The organism is Sporosarcina sp. NPDC096371 (genome assembly GCF_044762865.1).
Taxonomy (GTDB): domain Bacteria; phylum Bacillota; class Bacilli; order Bacillales_A; family Planococcaceae; genus Sporosarcina.
In genome coordinates this window covers 439,638-455,997 of the sequence record NZ_JBIWFE010000002.1, presented here as the reverse complement: position 1 = coordinate 455,997, position 16,360 = coordinate 439,638, and the positions used below count along the sequence as shown (strand labels likewise).

Genomic DNA, 16,360 nt, shown 5'->3' with positions numbered 1-16,360 from the left:
TAGCGCGCGGGGAACTCTCCTTTGCGCGCGGGGAACTCTCCTTTGCGCGCGGGGAACTCTCCTTTGCGCGCGGGGAACTCTCCTTTGCGCGCGGGGAACTCTCCTTTGCGCGCGGGGACTTGTTCTATTCTGGTAATGAAATCGGAGTAACAATTCTCTTGATTATTGAAGTCTTTTCTTAGTTTTTATGAATGATTTGGTTTCATTGCATAATATGCGTTTTTGCGATTGCCTTGCAGTGTAAGATCTGATTTTGCGAGTAATCTTGTTGCGACATTTCTATTCTGCATCTGCGTAAAGTAACGGAATTCACTGTTTGTCATTTTATTTTTGATAAGCATAAACCAATCCTCGATAGCCGGTTTGTGTTCTTGGATCCCAGCATGGTTACAAGACGAGCATCTCCACTTTTTCCTCTCCCATACCATGCTGAATTTTGAACATTGCGGACAAATGACTCCCGGTTTGATTCTTGCAGGATGGATTTCACTCGAAATAGACATTGGGAATGGATTGTATTCTTGGTGATTTTTTATTAATTCGAATGCTAATTCTTGTATGTTTGCGTTGGTAAGAATGTCTTTATTAATAGGAATGGATCTGAAATAGGACGGGGCTTCGTAGGCAAATAGGATTTTTGTTTCATGGGTATTTTCCATGACCAGTTCATTGTTGTATGCGAAAGCGACGACTCCATTAATGGGGATGGTAATCCGTCGCCGTCTTAGCCAGTTAAGCAGAAAAAACTGCTTGCGTTCGAGTTCAACGATTGGACTTTTTATCACTTTTCTTTCTCCTGATGGGAGTACACGGATGAACTGAGTTGGGTTTGAAGTAATTATGATTTTGCCTGCGATGTTTTTCACTTCAGTAATCATAATGAATGCTGGGGTTATGAGGATCGAGTCCATTTGGAAATAGACGCCATCTTGCTTCAAACAGATATCATGCAAAATCGCATGGGGATAGACGGGTTTGAATTCGGTCATGCATTTATCGTATTGTTGTTCACCCCCATAGCCTGCTCGCCTATTGTAAAGTTCTTCTACAATATAATTTCGTTCTTTGTGATCGACCGACAAGCGTTTTTCGAGTGAAATCAATCCCCGAAGTCTGTTTGGCATTTCCCGTTTTTTGTACAACATATACTATCACCTCGCGCATAGCATATCAGACCACTCGAGTAATTGGAATAGTTTGACCGAAAGCCACAATTTGATGCCATAATACAGTACAAATTTGAAATTTGCTTGTATATTGCACGGGAGGGATTGTGCCTTTACGCGACAGGAATACCCCTTTGCCCCCCCGAAACACTCCTTCATTAAACATAACTAAAAAACCGCCTACTTGGGCGGTTTTTTAGTTATAGTGTTGAGTCACTTAAAAAGTTTTGGATGATATGTTGTTTAGGTTCGTAGGTTTTGATGGCATAGCCTTCTTTTTGAAGCCATTCGATGATGTCTGGAAGGGCTTTTGTGGTTTGGCTTCGATCATGGAGCAGAATAATGATGTCACGATCGCCAGACTTATAGGCTTTTTCTACTCCGTTGCGGACATTTTTAACGATTTGGTCTGCTTCTTTGTCGGTATATCTCCAGTCATTGGAGTCGACATCCCAGTCCCACATCTTATAGTCATATTTGTTGAGCTGTTTTTTCATTGCTGGGGTGACGTGCGGTTTACTACCGTATGGGACACGCAGGAGTTTGGCATCTTCGCCGGTCATTTCTAAAATGAGTTTTGTACCTTCATTCATTTCATTAATGAAGGCTGCTGACGATTTGTATACCTTATCTTTGTCGTGTGTCATGCTATGTGTGCCGATGTAGTGACCTGCGTCAGCAACTGATTTGACGATTTTTTTGTTGTCTTTCATATGTTTTCCGAGGAAGAAGAATGAACCTTGGGCATCGTATTTTTTCAGTGTCGCATTATTGATGGTTGTGAATTGATTGGGTCCATCATCAAATGTTAAATAGACGTTCACTTTTGACTTTTTGCCAGACTTTACGGGTGGCTTGGTGGCCCGTTTTTTCTCAAACCACTGTTGGACATATTGTATAAATTCTGGATGACTCAAGTGACTGTAGTCATCACGGTAGATACGAAATGTTTTCAATCGTGGAAGATAGTCTATTTTGAATCCAGTTGCTTCGGCGATGTATTTGACGCTGATGAATAGCGTTCCTTCCACTTCAACAACCGGAGTCCCACTACTTTCAACACCGTCTTTTTTTGTCTTTCTGGCGACACCATCGTAACTGATTTCGTATCCATTTTTCCGAATATATGTGGTATCGTCTTTTCTTTCCACTGTGATGTACATGCTTTGTGCAATTTCGTTGAGTGACACATGCATGTCATTTTCAACCACAAGGACCTCTTCAAAATATAGTAGTTTGTCATGAAGTCCAACATAATGAGACGACTTGTCGGCCGCCTCGCTACTATTGGTACCACAAACAAAACTTATCACCAGCGCTAAACAGATCGAAAACACAGTTTTCATCATCTTCCCCCATTCGATTCGGTGCTTTACCTCTAGCGAAAAATCTTCGCTACGAGTACCCGCTATGTAATTTATGCTTGTGAAATTTATTCATGACTTCGCGTGCAATATTGATAAATCGCTGCGGTGGCAAGGCAGTCCCCAAGTGCATCGTGGGCATTATGTTCGATTTGAAGATATTTCGTTAGCGTCGTCAATTTGTGATTGGGCGTTTCAATGATGATTTTCCGGGCCAGCTTTACCGTATCAATAACCGTATATGATGGTATTTTCACATCGATACTATTTTCAAGCGCATATAAAAACCCCATGTCAAATGATGCGTTGTGGGCGATGATGGGAAAGTCACCTATAAAACCAATCAACTCCTCAATCTTCTGTTCAATGGTCGGAGCCGATTCAACCATTTCGTTTGAAATGCCCGTAAGTTGTGTCACCACTGTTGGAATATGACGTTGTGGGTTCACCAATGTTTGTAGTATGTCCGTTAATTCATTTTCTACATATTTAACTGCACCAATTTGGATGATTTGATCGGCACCCGCGCGGAGGCCCGTTGTTTCAAAATCCAGTACAATATAATTTTGGCTAACAGCAGATGACGATTTATACTTTTTCACTCTTTTTGTCCTACTATCTTGTTGCTTTGATTTCTTGTATAGCCATTCCATTGCTTCGTTATGTAAGTCTGTCATAGATGAGCTCCCTTTTTCACGGATACTTCCGTCTCTATCTCTCTTTACCCTTTCCTACAAAATTTACTCCTTTTCATACAAAAGAAAAGGGAATTCCCCGTGTCGGTCCACTGGGAATTCCCTTTCTTTATAAATTATTTTCTTAGTTCCCTACAACATCTGCATAAGCATTTGCCGAGAAGTTTGCATGTGTCATTTTAATGACAGCTCTACCTGCTCCTACTGCAGTAACTAAGCCATTTTCAACCGTTACAACTTTGCTGTTCGATGAAACGATTGCAACATCAGCTGTAACATTTCTTTCAGAAAACGTACCGTCTTCGTATGTTGTTCTTTCAGTAACTGTTACTTGTTGTTGTTCGCCCACTTTCAGTTTGATACTTTTTGCATCAACTGAGTACGTCACAACACCTGGTGCTTTTTCTTTTACTTCAATATAAACATTCGTTACTTCTTGGTTTGGCAATGTGATACGCACTAGCGTTTTCCCAACCGCTTTTGCAGTAACAAGGCCTTTGTCTACTGTTGCAATTTTAGCATCAGCAACACTGTAACCAGCAGTTGCAGTAACATCTTTTTTCGTAACCGTACCATCTGGTTTAGTCGTTGTTTCAGTCACAACAAGTTGTTCCTGCTGATCGACTCTTAGTGATAGATTTTTCTTATTCACTTCGTACGTAACTTTGTCTGGAGCTTCTTGCGTCACTTTTACTGTGATCGCTTGTGTGAAGTCTTTGTAGCTTACAGTAACTGTCGTTTCGCCAGCTGCTACTGCAGTGACTTTACCGTTGTTAACTGTAGCAACTGCTGCATTAGCACTTTGGAAAGTTGCTCCTGCTGTAACGTCTTTTGCTTCAGTTGTACCATCTGGCTTCGTTGTTGTTTCTGTTACTGTCAATTGGTCTGTACCGCCTACTTTCAGGTCCAGATTGTTTTTATTAACAGTGTAAGTGACAACGTCTGCTGCCTCTTTTTTAAGAACTTTTTCTGCTTTATTGCCAGCCGCGTCAACATATTTCACTTTGACTTGGTCTGTATTTTTGTTCCACGTACCTACGTCAAATGAGAATGATCCGTCTTGTTTCAGTTTCACAGCTCCTGATGATTTAACAGTGCCGTTTTCACTTACTTCATAAGATGCATTCAATTTCGTATTAATATCAAAGCCCATGTCGTATTCTACAAGCTCAGCTTGATAATCTACGTACTTATCGATGATTTTACCTGTAGCAGTTGAACCAGCAACAGCACCTTCGATTGTACCTGCTGTAGATTTCACCACAATCGGTCCAACATAGTCGCCAATGATTGGCGGATTACCAGAAAGTGTTTGCGCTGTGTAATCGATTGTGTAAAGGCCATCAGGAATTGTCGTTAATGCTGCGCCTGTCTTCCAAGGTTTGTAAATGCCGTCAATATCCAATTTATACGATCCAGCTGCAAGGTAATTACTTGCGTGCAAGTAACCGATATAGCCATCGCCGTATTCTCCACCCTCTGGGTTCATAATATCCCAAAGCTCGATATAGTTAGTCATAACGTCGCCTGTGATTTTGAACGTCAAAGTAGCCGTGTCATTGATACCGTCTTTATTGAAAGACAGATCAGTTTTCGTAATCGCCATATCTTGAATCGCTGTACCCGATGCTGCCGCAAAGTCTGCTGCGAATGGTAATGAAACCTCAGTACCTTCACCATTAACTTTGATGTAACCAAGAATTTCAGAACCTGCTTTTGTGTTAGCGTTTTTCGATGCAGTTAGTGTCACTTTCAACAATTGTTCGCCATCCAATGTGAATGATGATTTGTCGACTGTTACTTTTGCATCCGCAAATGTTTTCGTAGTGTCCACTGTTACATTATAATTTCCGCCATTACCCTTAACGTCTTTGACCAAAATTTCTTTTGTAACGGAAATATTGTTTTCTTTGAGAGATTGAGGACCGAATGTTACTGTCCCTTTAAGGTTTTCAACTTTTGCGCCGCTTGCATCTAGCTGCGCCTCATCTTTTGCATAAGCAAGGATTGTCGGATGTGCTGCTGCATAAGCTTCAACACGACCTGCACCTTGTGCCATAACATCGTATTTAGCAGTGTTCAAGATTTTCGCACTGTTAGAAAGTGCCACTTTCACGTCAAAAGCATTCCAGTCTGGATTTGCTTGTTTAACAAGTGCTGCAATACCTGCAATATGAGGTGTTGCCATTGATGTACCTGTTTTACGTGAGAATGCCTCTTCATACGTTGCATTCGGGAAATCAGCTTTATACATTGGGATTGTTGACATGATATTTGTTCCAGGCGCAGTTACGTCTGGTTTAATATCAAAGTTTGGAGTAGAAGGTCCACGTGAACTTGAATCGTTTACTTCGTCTCCAAGTGTCGTTGTTTTACTGAAATCACCAAATGTTACTTTTCCTTGTCCCTTTTTAAGAGCTGCACGAATTGCATCTCCATCTGTTTGTGACAAATCGTAAGATGGAATGAATTCAAATGCATCTCCTAGGAAAGTTCCTGAAGCATTCGGTGCATTTGTACCACCTGCAAAGTTGTGGATAAGTGTTGCAACTGCGCCGGCTTGTCTTGCAGCCTCAATTTTGTCGACAAATGCAATGTCGCCACGTGAGATAAGCGCTACTTTTCCTTTTACGTCAAGACCGTTATAGTCCGCTTTTGTTCCAGTTCCAGGTACCGCTACTACTTCAAATTCACCTGAAAGTTGTGTTGCTACATCTTTACCAAATGTAGTACCCATCAATTTGATTGTTTTAGATAATTGATAGTCTCCTACTACTACTTTAACGTTACTAGCGTGATTCGCTTCAGGGTTAGTTGTGTTACCAACTGCGATTCCAAGGCGTGCAGTCGATGGTGTTCCCATCGTTCCACGGTTCGGACCCGAGTTACCTGTTGCGATGACTGAAATTGTACCAGCCATCATCGCGTTATTGATCGCAAATGATCCACCGTCAGTTTCAGTGTTTGAACCTCCACCTAATGAAAGGTTGATAACATCCATTTCTTGTTTAACAGATTCTTCAATTGCTGCGATGATTCCTGATGTAGCCCCGCTTCCGTATGCTCCAAGAACACGGTACGCGTAAAGGTCTACTTTCGGTGCAATCCCTTTAACATTGTATGGATTTGCTCCAATTGCAGCAATTGTACCTGCAACGTGGGTACCATGGGATGTGTAGAATGCGCTCCCAGTTGCACTGAATTCAGGTGCTCCTGCTGGACGTTCTACAGGAGATGTTTCCGATGCATCATTGTCTGCACGTGGTCTTGTGTAGGTCGATGAATTCGGAATGAAGTTCTTCCCACCTTTATAAATCCCCGCAAAGTCAGGGTGATCTTTGTCGATTCCTGTATCAAGTACAGCGACTTTAATCCCTTGACCTTCGATTCCTTCAGCCCAAAGTTTTTCAATTCCTAGGAATGAAATGCTTGTGTTCATAGCTGGATCTACTTGTCCATCAGTACTTTCTACTGACTTTTGGTCTTCAAATGCATACACTTCCGCGTCAGGCTCGATAAGCGTAACACCTTGAATCGCAAGGAGCTTCTCAAGGTCGGATGCTTTTACAGTTGCCGAAAAACCGTTTAGTACTTCGCTATAAGAAAATCCTTCTTTAACAGATACCTTTTTTGCAGTCATCTGTTTTTTAATGAAAGTTTGTTGTGCTTTTACTTTCGCTTTCACTTTTGTTTCTTGTGCGCTAGTGAAAGTTTTCCCTTTTAACTCTTGAATCCCCTGTTCAAGTGCTACAGGGTTTTCAGATAAGTGAACGATAACCGCCACTTCTTTATCACCTTTAAGACCTTGTAGGTCTTTGTGAAGTGATGGTTGCTGTAGTCTATTTTGCTCCTGCTCTGCAATTGCTGCTTTCAGTTGCATCACGCTTTCGCTCTGATTATCCTGCTTGAATGACTTCGTAGTAACATCGTTTGCGGATGCCACGTTCGGCGCCACTAACGAGAAGACCATTGCAGATGCAAGAAGCGCACTGAAAAACTTAGTACGTTTAATTTGCTTCACTTTCATTTCCCCTTTACTATTTTTCTGCACTCTCGAAAATTGTGCGACAAGCAAAGCATATTACAGAACAATCAGAAATAGAATACCAAATTTCGAGTATTCAGTTCTAAATGACGAATTTACCTAAAAATCGTTCAAATGGTCTTCATTTACAATCGCGATAAAGAGTCTAAGTGAGTGCAAATAATCTGAAAAATGAGTCTTAACGCCTACCATATGGTAAAATATTCATATCGAACTACTTCTATCGATTTCCCTACTCTAGGATATATAAAATCTACCATTCCCCACAGCTTGTCATAAGTTCTAGGCAAGCCGCATATACTAATTTCATACGGGCATGTCCCTACTTTTTTATTGACTCGAAAAGTGAAGATGTGTACTCCCTCTTCATTCCGTCGCATTTAAAACCTAGTAATCATTGTTTAACATGCAGACTTTCTGTCTATCCTCTTCAAAAGGACCAAATCACCGAGAAATAGTATTCTACTTATTTCCCGGGAAATCGACAAAGGGGCGGGTAATTATGAAAAAAGAAGAAAACTATGGACTAACGTGGCAGGACTTTTTGTTCGGGTTAACAGGATCCACGATTTTTGTTGTAGCTCTTTATTTCATAACGGGATAAATGACGTAGGGAATGAGACTTGTATGAGGGAATGAATGACCAAGATTGTGATAATGACCATTTCGGTCTGGGCACAATCTAGTCCATAACAAAAAACACCATCCGTTACTATCTAACGACTGGTGTTTTTCACATTCTATTTTTCAATTTCACTACAGTCCTTCCACCAATTCATTGAACATATTTGGATTGTTTGTATCTAGAGCATAATCTATCATACGGTATTTGTTGTCTATTTCTAACTGTTCGATGACTCCGACGGCCTCCAACACAACGATTTCCGGTATTTCAGTCCCAATTTCTAACGTTCCTTCAAGAATAGTGGTCAAGTGAATATGAAGATCGGATATAAGTAGCAGTTGATAGAGCGGTAGACGAATAAACCGGCTGCCCCGTTGGAATACAAATACTTCCCCAAGATTCTCAACTTGCAAACTTTTCACATTGATGACAATTTCTTTCCCTTCCGAAGGAACAAACTGAAACACCTCTCCTCCTTTGATGATGGAGAAATACTGGTAAGCAAACACCAAGCGAAGCCGAAAATCTTCTTGGCTTGTATAAAATGGCGTCATACGCTGTACGGATAGCATCCTATTCCCTCCTTGTATAGAAAATTCTGATTACTACTATTCTATCACAACAATGCCCATTCCGTGAACGTTTCTTTTCTTTTCACTAGCAATATGATGATGAACTAACAATTGCGCTATGTTTGTTTAAACGGTCTACTTGTAACGAATAATTGTTGTATGGGCTGAAAGTCCAATTTTAATGCCGTTAATATTTCATATATTCCATCATGTATATCTTTGGACAACTCCTTTTTTCTTTTAAAAGTAATCCGATTACGTTCAAAATCAAATAGCATTGCCTGGAATTCCAACGTGCCAAATGCAACAGAACTAAGATACAGTTTTCGTCCTTCCTTTATATAAGTCACGTTACTCGACGAATTGGGAACCGACGATGATAGTTGTGTAATGTTATATTGCAATTCCTTCCCTTTATAAAAATGCGCTTCCAATCCTGGTACATACAAAGTTAGTTCTTCCAACATCCCACCCCTTTGCCTGTGATAATAAAGTACATCTTGTACGCTGTATTTTTCTCAATTCCTGCAAAGCGCTAGCAACTTTCATCCACAAACTTACTAAAGGACAAGATATGGAAGTGCATCATTTCCGGTCTTGGCTGAAAAGCGGTATAATGGTAAGAATGCTTTTCCGAAGGAGTGGTTCCATCAACATGACTGTCGAACGTGTTTCCTACTTGCACGAAAGTGAAATAGATGAATTTATGAATTCCCTTAAAAATTCCCTCCAGCCCGGGGTAGAAAGTGATGCAACTATGGTTCGGCAAGCTGTCGCCCTCGTACGAAACGGGAGTGTCGGCCCTTACGATCTGATGCCTTCTGCTGCCGTTGTCACAGTAAATAATCAGGGGACGGAGCCAAAACGTGTACATCTGTCTTTTGAACGAATTGATGCACAGTGCTCATGTCTTGAAGGTAGTTGGTGTTCACACCAAATCGCTGTCATCTTCCATCTCTATTCACAGTTCCATTCGCTGACAGATTGGCTTCATGAATGGCGCAGAACGGAAGCCCAGCAAATGGTCCTTTCCATATCACAACGAACGCCAGAGGCATGGATTGATGTCCTATCCCGACTAACCCAACCACTTCGCACAATTGCTATGTCTGAAAATCCTGGAGTCTTCATTCACGAAACTTCGTTAATAGACCAAAAGGCTATTCCACTTATCCCATTTGAATGGGAATGGAAGCCACTCTTTGAACTTTATTATCGCTTACATGTACTAGATGCTGGTTGGACATACGTCAATACGCATTTGGGCGGGAATGCGTCCTCTTTTCACTACGGCAAATGGTATGTACAAAACTGGTTAACAGAACAGCTCGGCAAGCTACATGATAGTGTTACCGCTATTGGCGTAAAACCAAAGTTATTTGAGGCGGATGCCTTTCACGAACGCTTAAAAGAAGTGGTTCGGACATACACGCTTGGTAATACAGGACTATTTGGGGAAAGATTTCGTGTCTATCGTCTTTTTTGGCAACATCTTTTCCCAAGTCAATCGGCTAGAGATAGTGAATTAGCTATTCTCGAGCGTGAACAATCCGAGGAAGCCCAGATCTTAGTCGCCTTTTTCCACCTGCTGCAAGGGAAGAACGACAAATTAGAGGAGCTTGTCAGTAACGTGTCGGTAGGCAATATTGCCATCTGGTTACCGCTTGCAGATCTCGCTGAAGGTGATGACGATATTGAGTCGCTTTCTATCATTATGAAAGCAGTGCTGCCCTTCATTGGCGAATACGTAAACCAAACTGTTGCGCTGGCCAATCGTCCGCAATTTGTCAGGAGAATAGATGGGTTATTTGAAGCGGCTGATTTTCCAGAAGAAGCGCGAGAAAGCTTATTTGCACATTACGGTGAGTCAGGTATCGATGTCTTTGCAGATTTCCTAGTCGAACGTGAACGTTTCTCTGAATGGGCAGCCCTGATGCATCGATATGGCGTCTCCTATGACGGAGCAGAAGCGGGTGGCTTGAAAATAGCGTTGTCGACAGATCCAGTTGCTGTCATGCCCCTTCTCCATACCTATGCAATGAGTTTCATTAAAGAAAAGAACCGGCATAGTTATCGACGTGCTGTGAAATTATTCAAAAAGATGAAAGCTGGATCAAAAAAGGGCGGTAAATCCGACTTTTGGAATCAATATATCGATACAGTGCGCGAAAAAAACCGTAGACTTCGGGCATTGATGGAAGAAATGGAGAAAGGAAATCTGAACTTATGAACGGAACATTTACATTAAATCGTCTCTTCCGGATGGGAATTCGCCTACTAGACGACGGACTATTTTCGATTTCCGCGGAAGATGATAACAGAGTAGCGGTAGATCCGGATCAACTCGTTTCCTATCTGTTCTTCAACAATGAACGCACATTGTATGGACTCCTTGCCAATACAGATGATGAACAGGTTCAGCTACAGGCTGACCAATTGCTACAAGCTTTTTCCGCTATGCACCCTTATGTTTCATTCGATGGACTTACTGACGCAGATGATGTACAGCTTGCTTCCATTCGTGAAGCTGCGGCAGCCTGGATAGACCCCGAATTGTGGAATTATGCAGAAGTCGATGGAACTAGCATACGTTTTGACAAAGGAAAAGCGAATCTGTCCGAAGGTGCAGCCCTTGTGATTAGCCAAGCTGTCCGCAGCAGGCTTGCCGGATCGGGTATCCATCCCGATTTGCTTCCTTCACTGCTTCCCCATCTACGGACTTATGGATGGCCCGGTGAATCCATTTCAACGATGCCAATTCGCGTCGCTCTTCGCCTAACTGAGCCAACTGATGAAACGGATACGGAATGGTTGTTGGAATCAGTTATCGTTAGTGAACGTGGTACACATTGGTTACCAGCTGCCCGGAAAGTCAATGCACCTGCACTGGATGCGCTACCCGCCAAATGGAAGCCATATGCCGATGAAATTATGAAGAAACAATCTGAAATGACATCATTCCTTGGCTCCATAGCTATTGTTCCCGGGGAAAACTTACTCTCCACACCGATGTCAGATATGGAAGTACGAATGTTCATCCAGGAGGATCTTCCCCTTCTTCAATCGTTTGGCTATCCCGTCATTTTACCGACCTGGTTGAAATCGGTAACAGAATCAAAAATGCAGGTACGCACAAATGCCGGCATCCAATCCTATAAATCAGCTACTGGACTAGATGAAGTATTAGCTTTCGATTGGAACTTCTCGCTTGCCGGCAATCCTATCGATCGCGATACATTTCGTAAACTGGTCGATGAAAACCGAGAATACATCCGTTCTGGCGATGAATGGTTCCACATCGATCCACTCTGGTTGAAAAAGATCCGTGATCTCATGGACCGGGCAGATGCTGGGGAATGGACCGTTAAAGATCTGCTATTTCAAGATGTGCCAGAAGAGATTGTTCCTTTGGAAGAGGACGATGAAATCGATGACCCTCTTTTTGCTTTTACGATGCAACAATCACTTCGGGGCTATATGGAAATGCTATCCGATAAAAAAGGGCTTCCGACTGCCGGTATCCCTACAAGTTTACAAGCACAGCTTCGACCTTATCAGGAGCAGGGCTATGACTGGCTAATTTTCATGCGTGACAATCGTTTTGGAGCTGTTCTTGCTGATGACATGGGGCTTGGTAAAACGATTCAACTGATTACTTATTTACTGAATGTACATGCAAGAACGGAGACAACCACGCCATCGCTCATTGTCTGTCCAACAAGCGTCCTTGGCAACTGGCAAAAAGAGATTGAGCGCTTTGCTCCATCATTATCCGTTCATACACATTACGGACCGTCACGCGCGAAAGACGAAAGCTTCAAAGAGCTTATCGGCCAACTAGCACCCGACATCATCCTGACAACATACGGTACCGCTTCACAGGATGGTGAAATGCTTGCAGAGACTGAATTTGCGAGCATCACGCTAGATGAAGCTCAAAATATCAAGAACATGCAGACAAAGCAATCTCGCGTTATCCGAAAACTTCATGGCAAGCATCATATTGCACTGACAGGCACGCCGATTGAAAACCGCTTATCAGAGTTATGGGCTATTTTCGATTTTATCCACAAAGGGTATTTCGGCAGTTTCCGGAAATTCACGGATAACTTCATCATTCCCATCGAGCGAGATGATTCCGAGGTAGCGAAACGCAAACTACGGGCAAAAATTAGTCCGTTCCTGCTGCGTAGAACAAAAAGTGATCCTGATTTGCAACTGAATCTCCCGAAAAAACTTGAACAAAATGAATATTGTCCTTTGACAACCGAACAGGCTGCTTTGTATGAAAGTTTCCTTGAGGAAACGAAGTTCAAATTGCAGACTTTAACTGGTTTCGAGAAAAAAGGTCTCATTTTAAAAATGCTTAGCCGCTTGAAACAGCTCTGCAATCATCCAGCGCTGTTCTTAAAGGAGCCGAATGCACCTGCCGAGCAAATGTTAAACCGTTCGGACAAATTGGACAGAATCGTGTCCATGGCTGCGGATATTGCGGGAAACAACGAACAATGTTTGATTTTCACGCAATACATCGGCATGGGACAACTCATCCGCCAATGCCTATCTGAACTGCATGGGATTGATGTCCCCTTCTTAACAGGTAGCATGCCTAAAGGACAACGCGATCGACTTGTTGAGGCTTTCCAAGAAGGTGAGTTCCCGATTTTCATCCTATCATTGAAAGCCGGTGGAACTGGATTGAATTTGACAGGGGCTAATCATGTATTGCATGCGGATCGTTGGTGGAATCCCGCGGTTGAAAATCAAGCAACCGACCGCGCCTACAGACTTGGTCAGACCAAGTTCGTGCATGTCCATAAATTCGTGACCATTGGAACGATTGAAGAAAAAATCGATAAAATGCTGGTAGAGAAGGCGGCACTGTCTGCTGACCTGATCCAGTCAAGTCAATGGCTAACAGAATTGTCAGATACTGAACTGGACGACTTGTTGTCATTTAGCAGCTAATCTAATTTGCAAACAGACCTCGGGGGTGTCCTCCGGGGTCTTTTCTTTATTGTCATACACGTTCGGCAAGTGGGATTTGATGAATGGCTACTCTCCTTTTCTTTCGCTCTATTTCTTCAAACTGATTCAGGCGCTCATTTTGATTGGCAACAATGCTGATGAGCTGTTCAATCTGTAACTCCATTCGTTTCACATCTTTTTCAAGTGTACTCATTTTCCACACTTCCTTTTTACATGATCCGCTTCCATGGATCTCGCAAGTGAAAGTGGTCTTCACTTACGAGTCCATCAGCGGTCTACCTTATTGACGTATGAATCCGACCCCTCATCGGATATCAACGTTGTCATAACCCATATGTTTACGTAGATATACCCTGAATGTATCCCTACGCGTATTTTGCTGGATACGGCTAGGACCCCAATCCTGTTGCCATCCCAGGCATACTATTCCACTTTTACGCTTTAGATTTTCTCACACGCTATCCATTTTTAGTTGTCTTTGCGGCTCCGGTTTGTCGTCCGGCCAATCCTTTCCTCTCAATCGATTTCTTTCCGGCTTTTATGTATCACTTGTTCCGGTCAAAAAATCGGTAATCCTGCCGTTTCACGGTTTGGCAGATTGAAGTGCTGTTCTTCCCCTGTTTCCACTACTGGCGGCATGGTTGCATGGCTCACGATTGGTTCTCCGTACAGATTGTCATTGCTTCGTCTTTTAGTTGCGATAAACCGGATATCCTCTCCAATCACTTCTGTAACATATACGCGGCTTTTGTCTTCACGTTCGTATGACCTCGATTGAATTCGCCCACCTACACCAATTAACGAACCTTTTCCGCAATGCTTGGCTGTATTCTCCGCTCCTTTTCCCCACATCGTACAAAGGATAAAATCCGCATCTACTTCGCCGCTTTGATTTTTGAAGTTGCGGTTTACCGCTAGGACAAAACTTGTTTGCACTCTTCCTTCGGATACTTTTCTAAGAATTGGATCCTTCGTGATACGGCCTACAAGTGCAACCTGATTCAATTGTTTTCCTCCTTTCCAATTATTAGATTTATCTTACTTCTTACCACGGTGTCACGCAAAGTACCATTATCCGATTTTAGGCCCTTTAAGCGCTCTATTTCCTTCATTTCAAGGGGCCAAAAAATCTCTTTGCTACAGATACATCACTCGCCTCCTGCCTTGGCGGAATTTACACACTTCACGAACAATTCGACTTTGGCCTATTTCGCTTTTCTACGTTGAATTTTTCTTCTATGGTATAATCAAAGGAAAAGGATTGGGGCTGAGCCATGGTGAAATCGTTTAAAATGTTGTCTGTCGGAATCATGAGCGAAGATAATGTGCAGGACTTCCCACTCATCGATGGAATTATCATCAATCAGGAAAACAGTCACCGTCTGTGGGTTTTAGAATTGTTCATCGACCGGGAACATCAAACCACTTTCGAAAAATGGATGGCAGATAAGGTATTACTTGATGCTAAGGTCGTTATTTCCTATCCAGAAAATGATCCAGCTCCATTCCGTGTTGCCGTTGAATCCGTAAAGCAGATTGGCGATAATATATCTGTCTTAATGAAAGGTCGTTTGAAACGGGTACGTTCGCAATATGCAGAACAGCTTTTGGAGGAATTGATTGCCGATGGTTTAGCAGGCGATGACTTACTTCATCGTTTCGAGTCAGATATGCGCTCTCGTCCACGCTTGAAGAAGGATCGGATAGAAGCAAAAGATTAATGGAAAGCCGCCTGCATGTAGGTGGCTTCTTTATGTTGGCGCTAATAGGAAAAACCGCCTCAATAAATGAGGCGGTTTCCGAGCGGCTTGCGGTTAGCGATTATCCGGGTTCTTTTTAAGATTTTCATCAGTGATCACTTCATTTGGAGTAGTCACGTTTTCTTCGGTGACTGTTCCATTTGGAGTCGTCGTTTTTTCTTCAATGACTCCGTCACGCACACCATTATTATCGTTGATAACACCTTCACGTACACCGTTCACGTTACCGTTGTTATCGAGGCCATCCATATTTGGTCCAGTTTGCCCATCCTTAACTTCAGGCAGCACTTCCCTCGTACGGTCCTCCACTTTTTCCATCGGTGTTTCGTTTTTGTCTGGTACTGTACTGTTGTTTGCACATGCAGTAAGAACGAGTCCTGACATCAACATAAGTGGTATCGCCTTTTTGAACATGAAATAATTCCCTCCCTTCCACAAGCCGTCTACCATACAACTCAGTATGATACTTTATAGCTTGACCCAAAAGGAAGGAACTATCCCTATTTCTTTTTGATAAAATGAAAAGAATATTTCCAACCGAGTCCATTCCTAGACTCCTGGCGCCAGATGCTCGGGTATTAAGAAATCCAGCAGGGAAGAAGTGAACTACATCCTTCCCTGCTGGACCGACTTATGCCTGTCGCATCTACCAGGCGCCCTACGCTTTTCTTTATAATCCCAAATACTTTTTAAGTAAGGTCTCAACAAATACCGCCTCAGCTTTACAATGATACTCATAATGCGTATTCAGCTGTTCCTGCATCATTTGGATGGAGGCAATTTGGTCGTCAGACGGCGGTTCACCAAGGACACGCGCGATCACTTCATTAATGCGCTGTGCAAGGTTTTCATGAAATGCTGGATCTTGCTTCATGTCCTCCGGAATTTTCGAGTACCAAAGTGCTTTTGTCGTGATATACTCACGCCAGTTAGCAATAAAATCGTCGATGCTGAATTTTTCTTCAGACCATTCGATATTGCTCATATATTGTTCGAAAGTCTGTGTAATGGACCTCGTAATACTGCTTTTTAAATTTGGAGAAAGATCTTTAAACATACTGACTTGCACCCTCCTACTTTAGAAGTGCATTGCCAAATTTTGCAATGACACTATTCTAACATTGTAACTAAGTTCCAATCTATT

The 16,360-nt window shown here is 42.5% G+C and carries 14 protein-coding genes; 4 read left to right on the top strand and 10 right to left on the bottom strand.

The features are described from left to right. On the top strand, nucleotides 1–182 hold a 182-nt coding region (locus ACIQ0H_RS08170), incomplete at its 5' end, for a hypothetical protein (protein ID WP_403413189.1). Nucleotides 183–185: 3 nt separating this feature from the next. On the opposite strand, the gene ACIQ0H_RS08165 is transcribed toward ACIQ0H_RS08170, so the two are convergent. The 6 genes from ACIQ0H_RS08165 to ACIQ0H_RS08140 form a co-directional block, all read right to left on the bottom strand. Next, a complete protein-coding gene (locus ACIQ0H_RS08165) occupies nucleotides 186–1,145 on the bottom strand; it encodes an NERD domain-containing protein (RefSeq protein WP_403413188.1) in 960 nt (319 codons plus the stop codon). A gap of 221 nt (nucleotides 1,146–1,366) precedes the next feature. Next, a complete protein-coding gene (locus ACIQ0H_RS08160) occupies nucleotides 1,367–2,512 on the bottom strand; it encodes a polysaccharide deacetylase family protein (protein ID WP_403413186.1) in 1,146 nt (381 codons plus the stop codon). Between the two features lie 86 nt (nucleotides 2,513–2,598). Then, entirely contained in the window at nucleotides 2,599–3,207 is a 609-nt protein-coding gene (locus ACIQ0H_RS08155) for a 3'-5' exonuclease (protein WP_403413184.1), read from the bottom strand. Nucleotides 3,208–3,349: 142 nt separating this feature from the next. Further along, nucleotides 3,350–7,252, bottom strand: coding sequence for a S8 family serine peptidase (locus tag ACIQ0H_RS08150; protein ID WP_403413458.1), 3,903 nt, complete (start codon nucleotides 7,250–7,252; stop codon nucleotides 3,350–3,352). A gap of 774 nt (nucleotides 7,253–8,026) precedes the next feature. Beyond that, nucleotides 8,027–8,467, bottom strand: a complete 441-nt coding sequence (locus ACIQ0H_RS08145) for a transcriptional regulator (protein ID WP_403413182.1) — start codon at nucleotides 8,465–8,467, stop codon at nucleotides 8,027–8,029. Nucleotides 8,468–8,583: 116 nt separating this feature from the next. Beyond that, complete coding sequence (locus ACIQ0H_RS08140; RefSeq protein ID WP_403413181.1) at nucleotides 8,584–8,931, bottom strand: hypothetical protein; 348 nt, start codon at nucleotides 8,929–8,931, stop codon at nucleotides 8,584–8,586. Nucleotides 8,932–9,122: 191 nt separating this feature from the next. On the opposite strand from ACIQ0H_RS08140, the gene ACIQ0H_RS08135 reads away from it, so the two are divergent. Further along, the gene (locus tag ACIQ0H_RS08135) at nucleotides 9,123–10,697 is read left to right on the top strand and encodes a hypothetical protein (RefSeq protein ID WP_403413180.1); all 1,575 of its coding nucleotides are present in this window, start codon (nucleotides 9,123–9,125) and stop codon (nucleotides 10,695–10,697) included. Beyond that, nucleotides 10,694–13,435, top strand: a complete 2,742-nt coding sequence (locus ACIQ0H_RS08130) for a DEAD/DEAH box helicase (RefSeq protein WP_403413178.1) — start codon at nucleotides 10,694–10,696, stop codon at nucleotides 13,433–13,435. Before ACIQ0H_RS08135 ends, ACIQ0H_RS08130 begins: the two co-directional genes overlap by 4 nt. A gap of 52 nt (nucleotides 13,436–13,487) precedes the next feature. On the opposite strand, the gene ACIQ0H_RS08125 is transcribed toward ACIQ0H_RS08130, so the two are convergent. Together ACIQ0H_RS08125 and ACIQ0H_RS08120 are read right to left on the bottom strand one after the other, a co-directional pair. Then, a complete protein-coding gene (locus ACIQ0H_RS08125) occupies nucleotides 13,488–13,649 on the bottom strand; it encodes a hypothetical protein (RefSeq protein WP_403413176.1) in 162 nt (53 codons plus the stop codon). A gap of 365 nt (nucleotides 13,650–14,014) precedes the next feature. Beyond that, nucleotides 14,015–14,461 carry a single-stranded DNA-binding protein gene (locus ACIQ0H_RS08120; RefSeq protein WP_403413174.1) on the bottom strand — a complete coding sequence of 149 codons (447 nt, stop codon included), beginning with the start codon at nucleotides 14,459–14,461 and terminating at the stop codon, nucleotides 14,015–14,017. 272 nt (nucleotides 14,462–14,733) lie between these two features. Between ACIQ0H_RS08120 and ACIQ0H_RS08115 the strand changes: the two genes are divergently transcribed. Beyond that, nucleotides 14,734–15,177 carry a YwpF family protein gene (locus ACIQ0H_RS08115; RefSeq protein ID WP_403413456.1) on the top strand — a complete coding sequence of 148 codons (444 nt, stop codon included), beginning with the start codon at nucleotides 14,734–14,736 and terminating at the stop codon, nucleotides 15,175–15,177. 93 nt (nucleotides 15,178–15,270) lie between these two features. Here the strand turns inward: ACIQ0H_RS08115 and ACIQ0H_RS08110 are convergent, their stop codons facing one another. Both ACIQ0H_RS08110 and ACIQ0H_RS08105 read right to left on the bottom strand, forming a co-directional pair. Then, nucleotides 15,271–15,630: a hypothetical protein gene (locus ACIQ0H_RS08110; RefSeq protein WP_403413172.1), complete on the bottom strand. Its 360-nt coding sequence runs from the start codon at nucleotides 15,628–15,630 to the stop codon at nucleotides 15,271–15,273. Nucleotides 15,631–15,886: 256 nt separating this feature from the next. Next, complete coding sequence (locus ACIQ0H_RS08105) at nucleotides 15,887–16,273, bottom strand: hypothetical protein (RefSeq protein WP_403413170.1); 387 nt, start codon at nucleotides 16,271–16,273, stop codon at nucleotides 15,887–15,889. Nucleotides 16,274–16,360 lie beyond the last annotated feature (87 nt).

Coding starts and splice junctions, on each gene's coding strand:
- ACIQ0H_RS08125 (WP_403413176.1), bottom strand. CDS start 13,649: ATGAGTACACTTGAAAAAGATGTGAAACGAATGGAGTTACAGATTGAA.
- ACIQ0H_RS08150 (WP_403413458.1), bottom strand. CDS start 7,252: ATGAAAGTGAAGCAAATTAAACGTACTAAGTTTTTCAGTGCGCTTCTT.
- ACIQ0H_RS08130 (WP_403413178.1), top strand. CDS start 10,694: ATGAACGGAACATTTACATTAAATCGTCTCTTCCGGATGGGAATTCGC.
- ACIQ0H_RS08135 (WP_403413180.1), top strand. CDS start 9,123: ATGACTGTCGAACGTGTTTCCTACTTGCACGAAAGTGAAATAGATGAA.
- ACIQ0H_RS08160 (WP_403413186.1), bottom strand. CDS start 2,512: ATGAAAACTGTGTTTTCGATCTGTTTAGCGCTGGTGATAAGTTTTGTT.
- ACIQ0H_RS08145 (WP_403413182.1), bottom strand. CDS start 8,467: ATGCTATCCGTACAGCGTATGACGCCATTTTATACAAGCCAAGAAGAT.
- ACIQ0H_RS08105 (WP_403413170.1), bottom strand. CDS start 16,273: ATGTTTAAAGATCTTTCTCCAAATTTAAAAAGCAGTATTACGAGGTCC.
- ACIQ0H_RS08110 (WP_403413172.1), bottom strand. CDS start 15,630: ATGTTCAAAAAGGCGATACCACTTATGTTGATGTCAGGACTCGTTCTT.
- ACIQ0H_RS08155 (WP_403413184.1), bottom strand. CDS start 3,207: ATGACAGACTTACATAACGAAGCAATGGAATGGCTATACAAGAAATCA.
- ACIQ0H_RS08165 (WP_403413188.1), bottom strand. CDS start 1,145: ATGTTGTACAAAAAACGGGAAATGCCAAACAGACTTCGGGGATTGATT.